Origin of the sequence: Anaerobacillus alkalilacustris (genome assembly GCF_001866005.1) — a bacterium.
GTDB lineage: Bacteria > Bacillota > Bacilli > Bacillales > Anaerobacillaceae > Anaerobacillus > Anaerobacillus alkalilacustris.
Genome location: NZ_MLQR01000043.1, coordinates 95,918 through 112,545 on the forward strand (window position 1 = coordinate 95,918; position 16,628 = coordinate 112,545).

Below are 16,628 nucleotides of genomic sequence, written 5' to 3' on the forward strand. Positions count from 1 at the left end.
CGTTTTTACATGTTTGATCATTAAATGGCTGCTTGTGGTTGAAATTAGAGTTTCGAGGTCACAAAAGAGTTCGAAACATGCCCGATCTCATTGTTAGAAGAGGGGACCGGTCACGAAAGGGTTCGAAACGTACCCAAAAAGCGGTGTATCAGAGTGGATACTGACCCAAACACTGGAACGACGGTAACAGTGTAAAAGTTTCAAAAGTTACCAGTAATTAGTGTTGCTAAATATAATACGAGCTCTTCCCCTGAAAAACCACTTTATATTTTTTCATTAATACCCTCCGTATCGTCTTCTTTGACTTTATTATTCTACACCAGTCAAAAATGGAGGTAGTTGTTATTTTTTTGTCTGAGAATAGGAGCTTGAACTCCTTTATACTAAGTATAATGCCAGAATCAACATTCTCTATGTAACCACACTCATTACATACTAGGGTTTTACCATTACATTCAATCAGAAATGAATTGCATTGAACACATGTAATACCTTTTTTTAATTCATCATAGTTATAATCAGGAATTCGTTTTTAGGGGGATTCGTTTAAGTGAATAGAAAGCAGTTTTCCGCATGATTGGAGTGATTTACTATCATTTTCGATGTGTTTAGATTTAACTTATTAAAAAAACGATTTAGTTGGGTTGGAAAGATAATTGGTTCATCGATGGGGGCTTGATATAAGTGAAACTCGGGGTTAACAAATACTACGTAGGCTTCAACTGAAAGGTTTATTCTAAGGTCTTCGAGTAACCTACGTAATTGAGTTTCTGTTCGTTTTAATTGAAGTAAAGGGTTCTTAATTTCACTTTTGGGCATCGAATACCAACGGTCAGATTCGATATAATAATTACCTTCATAATTTTTCACTGGAGAAATTATCAAGCTATCAATTTGGATGTTAGTATTATTAATTAAAAAGTTCAAATCATTTAAGACGAGCCAATCATAAGGTAATTTCTCCAATGACTGATCAAATATTTGTTCACCTTTAAAGCCTTTAACAAGGAGATTATAATAATTCCTTTCGTTTATTGTTAAATTTTTTCTTGCATTTAGAAATTTAAGTATTGTTAATTCTCGTGATTCGTGCCGAGGTTTCATAACCATTGACCACACTCCTTTTTTATATAGTAAAAAATATTTCTGATTTTTACAAGGGTAGCGTAGAAGATTTTTTTTGGTCATAAATAAAAAGATATTAAGACTATGTTCATATCAATTTTCACATTCTAAAGTGCTGCATATTACTGAAATAACAAGATCGATTACGTTAATTTCTTAAAGGTTGATAAACACATAGGAGTTAGAAAATTATTATCAAATTGACTCTAACTTAATTAAAAAATATAATTGAAATATTATCTTATTAAAAATGCGGGGGGAAACTTGTGAAAGAAGTAATTAATAATGCTACAGAATCAAAGAATAAAAATATAGGAAGATTGTTAATATCATGTGTCGATCGACCAGGGATCGTATCATGTGTTTCAAATTTTTTATTTGAAAAGGGTGCAAATATTGTCACTTCCGACCAACATACTACAGATCCACAAGAAGGACAATTTTTTATGAGGGTTGTTTTTCATTTATCTGATTTAAAAAATAATTTAGATAACCTGAAACAAGATTTCTTACATATTGCTAGGGATTATGATATGCAATTTGAGATGTATTTAGCTGAAGTGAAAAAGAAAGTCGCAATCTTTGTTTCAAAAGAAGACCATTGTCTTCGGGAGCTTTTGTGGCAATCTAATACACTAGACATGGATGTGAAACTTGTTATTAGTAATCATAACGACTCTAAGGAGTTAGTAGAGTCCTACAACATTCCGTTTTACCATTTGCCAGTAGCTAAAGATAAAAAGAATGAAATTGAAGCGAAACAATTAGAAATTTTGAAAGAAAATGATATAGATTTAATTATATTAGCTAGATATATGCAAATTTTGACTCCGAATTTCATTTCACATCACCCTGATAGAATTATCAATATTCATCATTCGTTTTTACCTGCGTTTATTGGGGCTAACCCTTACCAAAGCGCTTACGAAAGAGGGGTTAAAATAATCGGTGCAACAGCTCATTATGTGACTAATGATTTAGACGAAGGTCCAATTATAGAACAAGATGTAGAAAGAGTTTATCACAGCGATCATGCTAAAGAGTTGAAGAGAATTGGAAGTCATATAGAACGTATTGTTCTAGCAAGGGCAGTTTCATGGCACTTAGATGATAAAATCCTTACTTTTAACAATAAAACAATTGTATTTAGGTAAAAATAGGCAAGCAGTGTTTAACACTGTTTGCCTATTTTTTCGTTTTAATCATTAATGTTGCCTGTCTGAAAGACTACTTCTGATTAACAGTTGACGCTACTTTTTCTTACTTAACTTAGTTAAGCTATGTAGTTTTGTTTTTAGGTATCAAACCTTAATCGTTTTCACAGCCTTAAATATAAACTTGTACACCTTCCATGTAAATACAGGTTTGAGTATGCCAACGCGAAATTGAAGTTGTGTTAATTTCACGAAATAGAAATATATTCCACGAATGTTAAGTGAAGGATTTAACGGAAAATAATAAAGAATTATATATCCAAATTAGAAGGGGTTTTATATGGAGCTATTAAAGGAATTAGGAATACTTGTATTGAGAATAATAACAATTTACCCTTTATTATTATTTATGACAATGATGATGGGAAAGAGATCAATTGCTCAATTACCAGTCTTTGATTTTTTGGTCATACTAACATTAGGATCTGTTGTGGGGGCTGACCTTGCAGACCCCGATATAAGTCACATACACACTGGTGTTGCCGTGGTTATTATCGGATTGTTCCAGATCATTGTCGCAAAATGCAAAATAACGAATCGTCACTTTGGGAAATTAATCACCTTTGAACCTACTACAGTTATTTATCAAGGAAAGTTTCTTGTGGATAACATTCGCCAAATTCGGTATTCAATAGATAACATCTTACTTATGTTAAGAGAAAATAATATTTTTGATGTCAGTGATGTAGATCTAGGTATCATAGAGGCTAACGGAAAATTAACCGTCCATAAAAAAAATTCTAAAGCGCCTGTTACCATCGAGGATTTGAAGGTTATTAAAGCGTCTCCTGGAATTGCCTATCCAGTAATTATAGAGGGACAAATATATAAAGATGTTTTAACAAAGTTAAATGTGACAGAAACTTGGTTAATTAACGAATTAAATAAGTTAAATATCAAAGACTTAGATTCAATTTTTTACGCATCTTTAACAAGTAATCACCAGTTACACGTTTCCTTAACAGAAGATGCGAAAATAGTAAATCACCCTCTCATTATTAATTAAGAAAATGACATGTATTTAACAAAACGGAAAATGGCTTTTGCCTAGTCGTTATTGTGATATGATTTTAATTGGAAAACATAGCGTAAAAAAGAAAAGAGTTGGTTTGTATTGAAAGCCAAGAAGTTAGTCCGAATGTCTAAAGTCTTATCTACTGCGCGTTTGTAATTTTCATACAAATTTACTGGTATAAACTTCTAAAAAAAAGAAACGGAGTAGGAAGAATCTTAGGGAAAGATTGGTGGGAAATTCCGAATAACACTTTTGGGATTAGAAGGTTTACTTATTAAAAATGAAATAGTGAAAGTGTAAATGAACTCGTTTCAGCAAGCTGAAACCTCGGAAAATCAGGTGGAGAGTTCACTCCACCTGGTTGGAAAATCCCACCTACGCTACGCTTAGAGGTGGGGGATGAGGGAAAAGCCACACTCATTGAAGTTCAGCTTTATGAAATTTACTCATTCAGTTAATAAATCGTTTTATCAAATTGATTTTCAAGCCATTCCAGAAATTGATCGACATCTTGAAAAGTGATAGGATCTTCAGAGTAGTTTTCGTCAAATGCTTGCAATTTCCCTTCCTCAATTGAAAATTCCCATCCAAGAGCTGTAGCATCTTGAGTTAATAATACGAACTGTTTCATTTGGTCATAATTCATCTAGTTCCCTCCAAATTTTTTTGATTCACTGTTAATTTTTGAAATATATCGGGTCATTATTCATGTACAAATAAGTTGTTGAAAGTGCGTCCCATTTCAAGTGGTACTATTTTCTGAAGTTAACTCTATTTGGTAGATTGTGTGACAAGGTTTTTGTCGGTTGGAAAGTATATATATATTTTAGGAATAACAAAATTGTTGTAAAATGAACCTAGGGAAAAATCTAAGTTAATGCTTTAAATTTTCATGAAACTAAAAATCAAAATTTTTACTGGACTAATATCTTAGTCTAGGTAATTGGTGCGTTTTCAACTAGTTATAGTTTTGAGAAATTATCTATCTTAGATACAATAGAAATAGCATACAGTTACTAAATATGATTAGGAGGAAAAAAGATGGCGGATCAACTATTTGTTCAAGACGAAATTATCATCGAGGCTACTCCGGCTAGGGTGTGGGAAATTCTTACCAAACCGAAATATGTCGCACAATGGGATGATCTACCTGAGAACTATCCTAATGAAGATATGAAAGTTGGAAGCAAGGTAGTATGGGATCTCCCAGATGGTAGTCAGTCGATTACAACAATTATTAAAGCTGATGAAAGGAAACGATTAAAAATCGCATTATACTGTTCCTTTTGGGAAGTTAAACCAAATTATGGAGATTTGGCTTATTTATACGAATTAGAAGACAAAAAAGGGAGCACTCTCCTTAAAATTAGTATTGGAGACTTTTCACTGATTAATGACGGGCAAAAATTTTATGGTGCATCCGTAGATTTTGCGTTAGAAGCCAAAATAGCTATTAAAAATTTAGCTGAAATGCAATAAAACATAAATTACTTAAATGCAATTAGTTGGGAATATTACTAACGAGGACTGAATGAAAAACACCGAAATTTCATAACATTTCGGTGTTTTTCATTTGTGAAAGTCGTTTATTAGTCAAAAATACTTTATGACCAAAATATTTTTACTATTCTGAAAAAGTAAATAGTCTTGCAATTTCGCAAATTGTGTATACAATAGAAGTACAAATGTGTTTTTATAGTGAACATCATCAAGAGGAGGAAGTCAATGAAACTCGTAGTAAAATTGTTAGTAGGGATTGTATTAGGTATTATTTTAGGTCTTTTATCGCCTGAATTTGTAGTTCGACTTTTCGTAACAGTAAAGGGGATTTTTGGAAGTTTTATTGGATTTATCATTCCATTTATTATTTTATTCTTTATTGCGAGTGGTGTAGCGGGCTTAGGGAAAAAATCAGGGAGGTTAGTAGGGAAAACTGTTGGTCTTGCTTATTTATCAACATTAATAGCAGGTTTGCTAGCATTCTTTGTAGCGATTATTTTTATTCCTTTCATCTCCGCAGGGCAAGCAGCTATAGCTGAAGGATCGTCCTTTGAGCCGTTTATTAAGTTAGAAATTACGCCGTTAATGGGTGTGATTACTGCTCTAGTAACTGCATTTTTATTTGGAATAGGTATGGCAAAAACTAATAGTAAGATATTAAAAGTTGGTTTTGATGAAGGTAAAAACATTATTGATCTTGTTATTTCAAAAATTATCATCCCGTTTTTACCGTTTTATATCGCTAGTATTTTTGCTGAACTTGCAGCCGTAGGAACTGTATTTGACACGTTAAAAGTTTTTGGCGTTGTTCTTGTTCTTGCTATCGTTACGCATTGGGTTTGGTTATTTATTCAGTATGCTGTTGCAGGAGCGGTTAGTCGCAAAAATCCTTTCTCGCTAATAAAAAATATGTTACCAGCTTATTTTACAGCTATTGGAACGATGAGTAGTGCAGCGACAATTCCAGTTACGCTTCGTTCGGTTAAAAGGAACAAAGTTAAAAACGAAGTAGCTGATTTCGGAGTGCCACTTTGCGCAACAATACATTTATCGGGAAGTGTTATCACAATTGTCCTTTGTGCAGTTGCGGTTATGATGCTTACTCCAGATTTAGCAGAACCTTCATTTGGTGCGATGCTACCAGTAATCTTCATGCTAGGTATCATTATGATAGCTGCTCCTGGTGTACCAGGTGGTGCGATTATGGCGGCTTTGGGAGTTTTGACTACAATGTTAGGTTTTGGTGAAGCGGCAATTGGCTTAATGATCGCTCTGTATATGGCACAAGACAGCTTTGGCACAGCAACGAATGTTACTGGGGATGGAGCAATCAATGTTATTATTGATAAAACTAGTAATATTGATGCGGTTGATGCTAACTAATATTTGAATGATTTGTGACAAACACCTTGAATGTCCGTATGTAGTGGGCAATCGGGGTGTTTGTTTATTTAGAAGTCCTTTCTTGGATAATAAATCAATAACAGATTATAAGTGATTTATGCTAAAATATAGTTAAGCTGCTTTTGTAGATTTAAAAGATTTTATTTTTGTAATGTATATTTACGTATTGTTGTCGGAGGAGCAAATGGAAATTAATAAATTAGACATCCTTGATGTGTTAGAGAAAATAAAAGATGGTTTCTATATGTTAGATTTCGAGTGGAAATTTGTTTACTTAAACAGTGAAGCTGAAAAAATACTGAACCGAACAAAGGATAATCTTATCGGGAAATATTTTAGGGATGAATTTCCCGAAGCGGATAATTCATCGTTATATACAAATCTGCACTTAGCAATGGAAAAACAGAAAACTAGCAATTTTGAACTTTATTGCCCAGGGATCAAAAAGTGGTTTAATGTTCGGATATATCCTTTAAACGAATGTTTATCGGTTTATTTCTTAGATATTACTGATACGAAAAAAATGAATATTAGGTTAGAACAACATTATCAATCGTTGTTCGATAATAATCCTGATGCGGTCTGTTCATTTGATTTGGATGGCAGATATATTAAAGTTAATGAGTCGTTAGAAAAATTAACAGGTTATAGTGAAACTGAGTTATTAAATAAACCATTTGATCCATTAATTGTAAAAGAAGATTTACAGAGGACTAAAGAGTATTTTAATAGGGCTAAAGGTGGAATTCCTCAGACGTATGAATGCAGAATAATACATAAATCTGGTAGAAATATTCATTGGAAGGTAAAGAATATTCCAATTACAGTAGATGATCAAATCATTGGTGTATTTGAAATAGCAAAAGACATCACTCTACAAAAGGTTGCTGAAGAAAGAATAGAAAAGTCAGAGAAACTATCATTAGTTGGACAATTATCAGCCTCAATCGCTCATGAAATTCGAAATCCACTTACAACATTAAAAGGTTTCTTACAATTAATAAAAAGCCAAAAGGGGATAGACCCTGTTCATATAGATATTATGTTATCCGAAATGGATCGTATTGAGTTAATAACAAGTGAATTGTTATTTTTAGCAAAACCTCAGTCCGTCCAAATAAAATATGCGAACTTAAAAGAAATCATAAATGATGTTGTAGTTTTGTTACAATCACAAGCACTTATGAAAAATATTGAAATCGTTTTTGATTACCAAGATGTAGAACCTATTCGTTGCGTTAGTAATCAATTAAAACAAGTATTTATTAATCTTATTAAAAATGCAATTGAATCTATGTCAAACGAGGGGAGAATAACGATTAGCCTTGTGAACTTATGCAATGATAATATTATGATCGAGATAATAGATCAAGGATGTGGTATTTCACCTGAATTAGCCAAAAATATAGGACTTCCTTTTTATTCAACAAAAGAAAAAGGTACCGGTTTAGGAATGGTCACTACATATAAAATTATCAACGATCATGGTGGGAAAATAAATTTCGAAAGTAAAATAGGTGAAGGCACTACATTTAGAATTACTTTTCCTAAGAAAATAAATAATAGCTTTCCACAATGTAAATAATTTAGTTATTACGAAAAAAACTTGGCGTGTATCAATAGCCAAGTTTCTTTCATTAAATATAAGAAAATAGAAAACCGCCGATTGCACCTGTTACCACGATGATCCAAGGTGGTAACTTCCAATAAACCAACATGGAAAATAAAATCGCAGCTAGTACAAAATCAAGGGGAGTTAAAATTGAACTAGTCCAAATAGGATGATATAGTGCAGCGATTAAAATACCGACTACTGCAGCATTTACTCCCATAAGAGCCCCTTTTATTTTCCTGTTTCGTCGTAAAGTATCCCAAAAAGGTAGTGTTCCTAAGATTAGTAGAAATGCAGGTAAAAAGATGGCAACCGTGGCTAGTAAGCCGCCTTTCCAACCATTAATTACTGCACCTATATATGCAGCGAAAGTGAATAATGGTCCTGGAACAGCTTGTGCAGCACCATAACCAGTTAAAAATTGTTCCTCACTTAACCAACCAGTTGGAACAAATTCACGTTCGAGTAAAGGTAATACAACATGCCCCCCACCAAAAACAAGCGAACCAGAACGATAAAAACTATCAAACATCGCTACCCAGTTTAATGTTGTCACTTCTCTAATAATAGGGAGCACGATAAGTAATCCAAAGAAAAGTCCTAAGCAAATAAATCCAAAGCGACGAGATAACGGAAAAGTTGCTTCGGATGACTGATTGTCTAATTGCTGTTTGTTGTATAATAAGTACCCAACGACTCCTGCAAAAAGTATAACGGTAATTTGTGTAATTGCTGTTTGCCATAACAAAGTTAAAATAATTGCACCTAAAGCAATAGATTTTCTCTGTAAATCAGGCGTCAAATTTTTGGCCATACCTAAAATGGCATGTGCTACAACAACAACTGCAACTACTTTTAGACCATGGATCCACCCTGTATCAGTGAAACCGAAGTTATTTAATAATAAAGCAAAAACAATGAGTGCAATAACAGATGGAAGAGTAAACCCAATAAATGATATGATACCACCTAAAATTCCAGCACGCATTATACCGATCCCAATTCCAACTTGGCTACTTGCAGGGCCTGGTAAAAATTGACACAATGCAACTAAGTCTGCATAGCTTTTTTCATCCATCCATTTCCTTCTACGAATATACTCATCATGAAAGTATCCGAGGTGAGCAATTGGCCCACCGAATGATGTAAAACCGAGTCTTGTGGAAATAAATAAAATTTCTAACAATAATTTCAATTTGTTTTTATGTTTGTCTTTCATACTTCACCTTCCATTAGTATAGTGGTAAGTACTTGATAGGCGTGTAGCTGGAGGTTGTTGCCCTACTCTTTTTTCAAGTTCTACGATTGCTATCATAACAAATAGGTAATTATATAAGCAATTACTTATTAAATAATTTAATCATTTCTTTACAAAAACTATAAAAAATAGAGTTACAACGGTAATCTAAACGATAGATACTAGTCTCATTATTAAAAGAAAAAGCACAAGTGCCCTTGCACATTCAAGAGGAAGTTGGTGCGAGGTGAGTAGTAAGATAAAGGAGAACGAAGTACGTTAGTCTTTCGTTCCATAATCAGAATTTATAAATTTCTAACTTGGAAACTGTCTAGTGCAAGCAGCCTACGAGCTCGGTCACTTCAGTCAAGCAACGGACTTCAATTACTGCTTGAGATCCTTCATCGATTAGCTACATGCAGCTTTGCTCCTGCGATTACTCGTCGCACGAAAAACAATTGCTCCTGCGATTACTCGTCGCACGAAAAACAATTGCTCTTGAGCAAATGGAGTGGCACAGGAGCAGCTGCTCGTGACCAAGGCGCCTTGCGCTTTTCTTAAAAATCAGTCCGTTTGCTGAGTTAGTGAAATTTACTAGTTGATCAAACTGATTTGTAATTGAGGGTCATAGACCCCCATTTAACAATACTATCTTAGCTCAACAGTTTGTTTAGATATTAAAGATTTATAGCAAGCGTCTATAACTAACATATTATTTATCGTCCTCGCTGTTAATTCCTTAGATCTTCATTATTGGTTGATTATTGTTATATCTGAAAAACCATCGATAATAAAGACGTGATAAATAATAAGAGATCGTGATGGTTATATAACTCCAATACCAAGTCCATTTTTTATACTTTATTAAATTTGTCGATTTTATAGCATATATTTCAAGTATAACGATTATTGAAGTATAGAAAACATAGTGCAATACTTTAAATATTTGATGCTTTTGTTCAGGATAATGTATATTAAACAAAGAACAAAAAGATGGAAGAATAAAAAATTCGAATGTAAAACTTGCTTTATTTGCCTTTTTAAAAAAAAGTCGATGGGGATATTTAATAATTCCATTTTCTACAACAATCAATCCAAAAATCCAGGTAATTACTTGTTTAAATAAAAAAGCAAGTTGAGCCTCACGAAATTTATTTCTTGGGACAAATTTATAAAGTATAAATGACATAACTATCCAAGCCGAAGCTTCTATGACTTTATCCTTTTTGTAAGACACACTATTCCCTCCTTAATTCTATCTATATTGTTCCTCAATGACACATATATATGTTTAAAATAAAAGTAATTTTCTTTTCATTGACTTTTGCAAACTAATGAACATGGTCACACCTATAATGAAATCCTGCGTCAAATGGGTAAATGTCATAATTACAAAAACCCAACTACTTAAATCTATATCTAGTTGCGAACGGTTCTTTTGCTATATGTTGGCGGCTTTGGGGCATTGCAAACAGCATCCTTAATTTCAGCATTACCTTTCACTACCATATTGATGTTATTAATTATTTCAATCATTAGACTTTTGAATAATGAACCGTTACCTATTAGAAAGGCTGATTTAAGGCGATTTCAACGCCTTCAAAAGGCTATTAATAAGGAAAAAAAGAAATAATTTATATACCGATGTTTATTGTTTTAAAAAAAATGCTCAATTAAATTCTTCACACGTTCAATAAGCTTGACATGTAACCAAAAGGTTTCGTATTCTGAAATAAGAAACCTTTTGGTTACATTCATTTTGGAAGGTAGGCTAACAATGAAAGAAACACTAGATATTGGAAAAAGTATTGTGTTTGAAGCAAATATACAAAAGGTGTGGGATGTAGTTGCAACAACTGAAGGGATCAACTCTTGGTTTATGCCGAATGATTTTAAACAAGAGCTTGGATCAGAGTTTACAATACAATCTCCTTTTGGACCAACGCTTTGTAAGGTAATGGAACTTGATCCACCAAACGAGCTTACATTTTTTTGGGGAGAAGCTGGATGGAAGGTATCATTTAAATTAAAGGATTTAGGAGATAAAACAGAATTTACACTTACCCATACAGGTTGGAGTGAACCTGATGAGATTATTCCTGGACCAGGTCCAAAACAAACGAATGCTGAAATTAGAAATCGTATGAACAATGGCTGGGATACTATCGTTTATGAAGGCTTACGAAAAGTTGTTGAGAAATAATGTCTGCTTAGCAAAGTATGATGGCTTTCAGGTGATTACCGACCCAACACGTAGGAAAATGATGGATTTATTAGCAAAACTAAAATTACAAGTTACTAACATATGTAATTATTTCCTAATTAGTCGAACGACTGTTTCAAAGCATTTGCGTATCCTTTATGAATCTAACCTAGTAACAGCTCAAAAAAGTAGGTAGAGAGAAGCGGTACAAGCTCAACCTGAAGCTTTATTTGAGGTAAAACAATGGCTCTCTTTTTACGAACAATTTTGGGATAATAAGATTTCAGTGTTAAAGCACCTGGTTGAAAACGAGGGTGGCTTAAAAGGTTAGAATTATTCCCTTTTAAGTCATCCTTAATTTCATTTTTGTATTGTAATTGGAAAAACTAATGACATAAATTTTCTAAGTTTAAAAAGGAGTAAAAGATGAACAACTATAAAATGACAATTCAATATGATGGTGGCCGCTACAAAGGTTGGCAGCGGCTCGGAAGTGGAGAAAGCACAATACAAGGAAAGATTGAAAATGTACTATCACAGATGGTTGGTAAACAAGTTGAAATCATAGGATGCTCGAGAACAGATGCAGGGGTTCATGCATTAGATCAAATTGCAAATTTTAAAACTAATGAAAACCTTTCAGAAGCAGAGATAAAAAGTTATTTGAATAAATATTTACCACAGGACATTAGTATCACAGATGTGGAATTAGTACAAGATCGTTTCCATTCTCGATATAATGCTAAGGATAAAACCTATTTATTTAAAATTTGGAATGAAGAACATTCTCATCCTTTTATGCGCAAATACAGTATGCATGTTGATACTAAACTCGACATTGTAAAAATGAAAAATGCTTCTACATACTTTATTGGTTCACATGATTTTACTGCTTTTTCAAATGCTAAATCTAAGAAAAAATCTATGGTGCGTGATATCTATGATGTGGAAATTAATGAAAATAGTGGATTTATCGAAATTCGAGTGCGTGGAAATGGTTTTCTTTATAACATGGTAAGAAAAATGGTCGGAACTCTTATAGAGGTTGGATTAGGTGAAATACATGAAGAAACTATTCCGGAAATATTAACATCAAAAGAACGAAAGCAAACAGGTAGATTAGCAGATTCTTGTGGACTTTATTTAGAAAAAGTTAAATTTTAGTCTAGAAACCCAAAAGAATGAAACAGAGTTATTTGGAAATGATAAATACAGTATTATTTATCATTTTTTTAGGGGGGATTAACAATGAGAAAAGAACTAGAGCAAGCTGTTGAACATGCAAATGAAACAAATCCACGCTCACGTTCAGGCGGTAAGCCAAGTACATCAAAAAAAACAAAAATGAAAAAAACAAACAAGCATAATTGATAATTCTGAATTTAGTGAATTTAGAAATGACATACTATATCTAGTTATAGGGTTTACAGCCTACTCGGTATTTATGAAATTTACTGAATTAAAAAAATAAAGCTTAACTTTCGATCAGTATATGAAGTTAAGCTTTATTTTACCGTATAGCAACCTTAAGCTAGCTGTTATTACTCATTTTTTATCTTTAAGAAACCATAATGGCTCTAAATTATCAACTTCACCATTGTAGTTAATTAAGATTTCTTGGCCAGCTTTAATATCAGCATAAGCATAATATTCAAAGGTGTGATTCTTAAAATTTATATCATAAGTTGCATTTGGTTCATAAGAGTGATTAAATAACATGCCATATCCTAAAACAACTGCGGTATGATTTTTCCCATATTCGTATACATAATCACTAAGAACAGTATGCTCGATTAAAATATGTTCTTCATTAGGATAGGGGATAACAGGCGCTTCGTGGATTAAGGTTCCTTTTTTTATATCTTGTGTTGCAAATATACCTCTATTGAATTCTCCATTGCATAACGTGGAAGTCTTTACCTCAATCATTTATGTCTCCTTCGTGTTCTTTTAATGAGTTTGTTCGTGTTATAATTTCTTATAAAAGCTAACAATTTATTATAACCTTAGCGTAATGCGTTGTCATTATTCGATAATAACAAATTTGAATATCTAAATTTTCATAATACATTATTTTCACACTAAGTAACTAGTCGTAGATTAGTGTAGCTCATTTTTTGTAATTATGATATTCACTCTTTCACAAAAATTTAAAAATATTACTTCAACCTCTAGAACCAATATTAAAAAAAGGATAAGAATAATAAATAGAGAACTATGGAGCATTAGTTTTTAGAATAATGGGGGATTTGCTTACATGTTAATACAAATGAATAAAGTTTTAGAAAAGTTAATGCCAGTGATTACTCCGACGGGTGTAGTTATTGGTGTGCTTCTTACAGCTTGGTTATTACCGTTAACGTTTTTAGTTCCATGGATTTTTGCGTTCATGACTTTTTCAGGAAGTTTAAACTCTAATTTTGTTGATTTGAAACGAGTCTTACTCCACCCGAAACCAATTCTCGTTTGCTTTTTTATCCTTCACTTAATCATGCCACTAATCGCTCTAGGTATTGGTAAGGTATTTTTTTATGGTGACCCATATACGATTACTGGACTTGTTATCGCATTTGTTATCCCAACTGGTATTATTAGTCTCATTTGGGTTAATATTTATAAGGGAAATGTACCATTAACACTATCAATTATTTTGCTAAATACTATTCTTTCACCTGTAATTGTTACTTATAGTTTAAAATTATTAGTTGGTTCGAATGTCAACATTGATCAATGGGGCTCTATAACAGTTTAGTTAAAAATATTTAATCTTATCTAAAATTCACTATTTTAGGTAAGATTTTTTTATTCAAATAATTAATAGGTTGTTATAAAATGGTTTTATAGGAGGTGTTTTCATGTATACACTAAAAGAAGCCGCAAACATTTTAGGGGTTTCTAGTTCCACGTTACGTAGGTGGGAAAAAGAAGGTAAAATTACTTCAACAAGAACTTCCGGAGGGCACAGGAGATACACTACCGAAGATTTATCTAACGTTAATAAAAATAAAGTTAAAAATCCTAAAATGACTATAGGATATTGTAGGGTTTCTTCTTCAGACCAAAAAGATGACTTGAAAAGACAAGTTCAAAATGTTAGTCAATATTGCACTGCTAATGGTTACTCTTTCAAAATTGTTGAAGATTTAGGTAGTGGATTAAATTACAACAAAAAAGGATTGAAAGAGTTGATTGTTTTGATAGAGTCCAATTTTTTATTCAAATAATTAATAGGTTGTTATAAAATGGTTTTATAGGAGGTGTTTTCATGTATACACTAAAAGAAGCCGCAAACATTTTAGGGGTTTCTAGTTCCACGTTACGTAGGTGGGAAAAAGAAGGTAAAATTACTTCAACAAGAACTTCCGGAGGGCACAGGAGATACACTACCGAAGATTTATCTAACGTTAATAAAAATAAAGTTAAAAATCCTAAAATGACTATAGGATATTGTAGGGTTTCTTCTTCAGACCAAAAAGATGACTTGAAAAGACAAGTTAAAATGTTAGTCAATATTGCACTGCTAATGGTTACTCTTTCAAAATTGTTGAAGATTTAGGTAGTGGATTAAATTACAACAAAAAAGGATTGAAAGAGTTGATTGTTTTGATAGAGTCCAATAAAGTTGAACGTATTGTCATAAACTATAAAGATAGGTTATTACGTTTTGGATTCGAAATTTTGGAACAAATATGTGAATTTCACAATGTGGAAATCGAGATCATAAACCACAGCGAAGATAAAACATACGAACATGAGTTGGTAGAAGACATACTATCTATCATTACTGTTTTTAGTAGTAGGTTGTATGGAAGCAGAAGTAAAAAAGCTAAAAAAGTCAAGGAAACTATTGAAAGTGCTTTAAGAGAATGACTTACAATGAACCTATTTAAGGGAGGTGAAAATTTGTGATATTCAACCGAAAAATCAAGTTAATCACTACAAAAGAACAAGAATTACAGCTAGATGGACAATCAAAAATGTGCAATTGGTTATATAATCAATTATTTCAATTAGTAGAAGAAGATTATAAAAATGGTAGACAGGAAAAACTATTAAACGGGCGTAATTTAAGGAACAAAGTTCCAAAAATTAAAGCACAATCTCCGTTTTTATACAAAGTTCATTCATCTCCTTTGAAAAATACAGCCTTACGTTTAAAAGAAGCGTATGATAGATTTTTCGATAAAAAATTAGATAACCAAAAACCAAAATTTCGTTCTTGGAAAAAGAAATGGTTCTCTCTTTTTTACGATGAACCGAACAAAGGGTTTAAACTAATTGATGAAGGTAAATTATCTATTACTTTCGGAAAATTATCTGTTGAAGAACATCAAGAATTAAAGAAAAAAGATAAAAAAGTAAAGAAACAATTGTCTACAGTAGTTACTTTAGTAGAACCGTTGGCTCTCGGAGAGAACGAAAAGGTTAAAACACTTCGTATCACTAAAGATATTGGTGGATATTATGCTATTTTTACGATTGAAAACTCAAAAGGAATAGAAATGGTTAAGGAAAACTCTTATATCGTTTTTGACCCTAACCACAAGAATTTAGCTGTTGGTATAGATCATAAAGGACGTTCTTACGAGCTTAAAGCGTTATCTTCAACACTAAAGTATTGGGATAAGCGTATCGACCAAATAAAATCAAAACGTGATAAATGCGAACGTTTTGCCCGTTTAGTTACAACACCAAACACACAGTATTGGAAACCAAGCAAACGTTGGAATTATTTGAATCGTGCATTAGAGCGAGCTGAACTCACTCGGCGAGAACAAATTAAGCAAGTGTTATACAGTTATGCTCATTACTTCAGTAAGAAGTACGACCATATTTTGATTGGTGATTATGTACCAACTCCAGACGTTGCAAAGCATGGTTCCATGAAACGTGCCATGTTAAATCAAACACCAATTGGACAGTTTCGTAAAATCCTTGAATGGGTTCAAGAAAAGAATAGAAAATATTATACAAAAGTTGATGAAACAAGCACTACGAAAGAGTGTTGTGTTTGTGGTCATCACGAAAAGAAAGAACCTGATGTACGAGTATTTACGTGTAAAAGTTGTGAAACAACAATGTATCGTGATATGAACAGCGTTGTTAATATTGGTAAGAAAGAAGGAAAGTTATTGCCACGCTTGGGCTATGTAGGCGTGAAATCCCCTACATATACGGTTTGGTGGGATTGGAAACGACAATCTATTGTCCGTGGAAAATACCGTCAACTGGCTAGTGTAAATGAGTCACTAGGAGAAATTAAAAGAACTCTTCGCCTGAAGAAGAGTTCCTCTTAAATATTATCGAAAAATGCTCAA

The 16,628-nt window shown here is 32.7% G+C and carries 16 protein-coding genes and 3 pseudogenes; 14 read left to right on the forward strand and 5 right to left on the reverse strand.

Annotated elements, in window-relative coordinates; translation table 11 throughout:
* Positions 1 to 546: 546 nt before the first annotated feature.
* Complete coding sequence (locus BKP37_RS19445) at positions 547 to 1,110, reverse strand: nuclease-related domain-containing protein (protein ID WP_169823165.1); 564 nt, start codon at positions 1,108 to 1,110, stop codon at positions 547 to 549.
* Between the two features lie 281 nt (positions 1,111 to 1,391).
* Between BKP37_RS19445 and purU the strand changes: the two genes are divergently transcribed.
* Both purU and BKP37_RS16400 read left to right on the forward strand, forming a co-directional pair.
* A complete protein-coding gene (gene purU / locus BKP37_RS16395; RefSeq protein ID WP_071310695.1) occupies positions 1,392 to 2,279 on the forward strand; it encodes a formyltetrahydrofolate deformylase in 888 nt (295 codons plus the stop codon).
* Between the two features lie 340 nt (positions 2,280 to 2,619).
* On the forward strand, positions 2,620 to 3,345 hold the full coding sequence (locus tag BKP37_RS16400; protein WP_071310696.1) for a DUF421 domain-containing protein: 726 nt from the start codon (positions 2,620 to 2,622) through the stop codon (positions 3,343 to 3,345).
* A gap of 463 nt (positions 3,346 to 3,808) precedes the next feature.
* Here BKP37_RS16400 and BKP37_RS16405 read toward each other — a convergent pair whose 3' ends face one another.
* Entirely contained in the window at positions 3,809 to 4,000 is a 192-nt protein-coding gene (locus BKP37_RS16405) for a hypothetical protein (RefSeq protein ID WP_071310697.1), read from the reverse strand.
* Between the two features lie 395 nt (positions 4,001 to 4,395).
* On the opposite strand from BKP37_RS16405, the gene BKP37_RS16410 reads away from it, so the two are divergent.
* From BKP37_RS16410 to BKP37_RS16420, 3 genes are all read left to right on the forward strand, one after another.
* Positions 4,396 to 4,833 carry an SRPBCC family protein gene (locus BKP37_RS16410; RefSeq protein WP_071310698.1) on the forward strand — a complete coding sequence of 146 codons (438 nt, stop codon included), beginning with the start codon at positions 4,396 to 4,398 and terminating at the stop codon, positions 4,831 to 4,833.
* A 246-nt stretch (positions 4,834 to 5,079) separates the two neighbouring features.
* Entirely contained in the window at positions 5,080 to 6,237 is a 1,158-nt protein-coding gene (locus BKP37_RS16415; protein WP_071310699.1) for a dicarboxylate/amino acid:cation symporter, read from the forward strand.
* A 205-nt stretch (positions 6,238 to 6,442) separates the two neighbouring features.
* Positions 6,443 to 7,843 (forward strand): PAS domain-containing sensor histidine kinase, encoded by a 1,401-nt coding sequence (locus BKP37_RS16420; protein ID WP_071310700.1) that lies wholly within the window; start codon positions 6,443 to 6,445, stop codon positions 7,841 to 7,843.
* A gap of 52 nt (positions 7,844 to 7,895) precedes the next feature.
* Here the strand turns inward: BKP37_RS16420 and BKP37_RS16425 are convergent, their stop codons facing one another.
* Both BKP37_RS16425 and BKP37_RS16430 read right to left on the reverse strand, forming a co-directional pair.
* Complete coding sequence (locus BKP37_RS16425; RefSeq protein ID WP_071310701.1) at positions 7,896 to 9,089, reverse strand: chromate transporter; 1,194 nt, start codon at positions 9,087 to 9,089, stop codon at positions 7,896 to 7,898.
* Between the two features lie 757 nt (positions 9,090 to 9,846).
* Positions 9,847 to 10,344: a CBO0543 family protein gene (locus BKP37_RS16430; RefSeq protein ID WP_084034816.1), complete on the reverse strand. Its 498-nt coding sequence runs from the start codon at positions 10,342 to 10,344 to the stop codon at positions 9,847 to 9,849.
* Between the two features lie 198 nt (positions 10,345 to 10,542).
* On the opposite strand from BKP37_RS16430, the pseudogene BKP37_RS19770 reads away from it, so the two are divergent.
* The 5 genes and pseudogenes from BKP37_RS19770 to BKP37_RS20805 form a co-directional block, all read left to right on the forward strand.
* Positions 10,543 to 10,740 (forward strand): annotated as a pseudogene (locus BKP37_RS19770) (BCCT family transporter); the annotation flags it as partial.
* Positions 10,741 to 10,884: 144 nt separating this feature from the next.
* Positions 10,885 to 11,310 carry an SRPBCC family protein gene (locus BKP37_RS16435; protein ID WP_071310702.1) on the forward strand — a complete coding sequence of 142 codons (426 nt, stop codon included), beginning with the start codon at positions 10,885 to 10,887 and terminating at the stop codon, positions 11,308 to 11,310.
* Positions 11,279 to 11,641: pseudogene (locus tag BKP37_RS19450) on the forward strand (ArsR/SmtB family transcription factor). Before BKP37_RS16435 ends, BKP37_RS19450 begins: the two are co-directional and overlap by 32 nt.
* 95 nt (positions 11,642 to 11,736) lie before the next feature.
* Positions 11,737 to 12,474 (forward strand): tRNA pseudouridine(38-40) synthase TruA, encoded by a 738-nt coding sequence (truA, locus tag BKP37_RS16440; RefSeq protein WP_071310703.1) that lies wholly within the window; start codon positions 11,737 to 11,739, stop codon positions 12,472 to 12,474.
* An 84-nt stretch (positions 12,475 to 12,558) separates the two neighbouring features.
* Positions 12,559 to 12,681, forward strand: coding sequence for a hypothetical protein (locus tag BKP37_RS20805; protein ID WP_281243090.1), 123 nt, complete (start codon positions 12,559 to 12,561; stop codon positions 12,679 to 12,681).
* Positions 12,682 to 12,855: 174 nt separating this feature from the next.
* Here the strand turns inward: BKP37_RS20805 and BKP37_RS16445 are convergent, their stop codons facing one another.
* Complete coding sequence (locus tag BKP37_RS16445) at positions 12,856 to 13,239, reverse strand: SET domain-containing protein (protein ID WP_071310704.1); 384 nt, start codon at positions 13,237 to 13,239, stop codon at positions 12,856 to 12,858.
* Between the two features lie 328 nt (positions 13,240 to 13,567).
* Here BKP37_RS16445 and BKP37_RS16450 point away from each other — a divergent pair, with 328 nt between their 5' ends.
* The 4 genes and pseudogenes from BKP37_RS16450 (at position 13,568) to BKP37_RS16470 (ending at position 16,607) form a co-directional block, all read left to right on the forward strand.
* Positions 13,568 to 14,062, forward strand: coding sequence for a bile acid:sodium symporter family protein (locus BKP37_RS16450; protein ID WP_071310705.1), 495 nt, complete (start codon positions 13,568 to 13,570; stop codon positions 14,060 to 14,062).
* Positions 14,063 to 14,165: 103 nt separating this feature from the next.
* Positions 14,166 to 14,534, forward strand: a complete 369-nt coding sequence (locus BKP37_RS16455) for an IS607 family transposase (RefSeq protein ID WP_071310706.1) — start codon at positions 14,166 to 14,168, stop codon at positions 14,532 to 14,534.
* A 41-nt stretch (positions 14,535 to 14,575) separates the two neighbouring features.
* Positions 14,576 to 15,180: pseudogene (locus BKP37_RS19455) on the forward strand (IS607 family transposase).
* Positions 15,181 to 15,215: 35 nt separating this feature from the next.
* Positions 15,216 to 16,607 carry an RNA-guided endonuclease InsQ/TnpB family protein gene (locus BKP37_RS16470; protein WP_071310709.1) on the forward strand — a complete coding sequence of 464 codons (1,392 nt, stop codon included), beginning with the start codon at positions 15,216 to 15,218 and terminating at the stop codon, positions 16,605 to 16,607.
* Positions 16,608 to 16,628 lie beyond the last annotated feature (21 nt).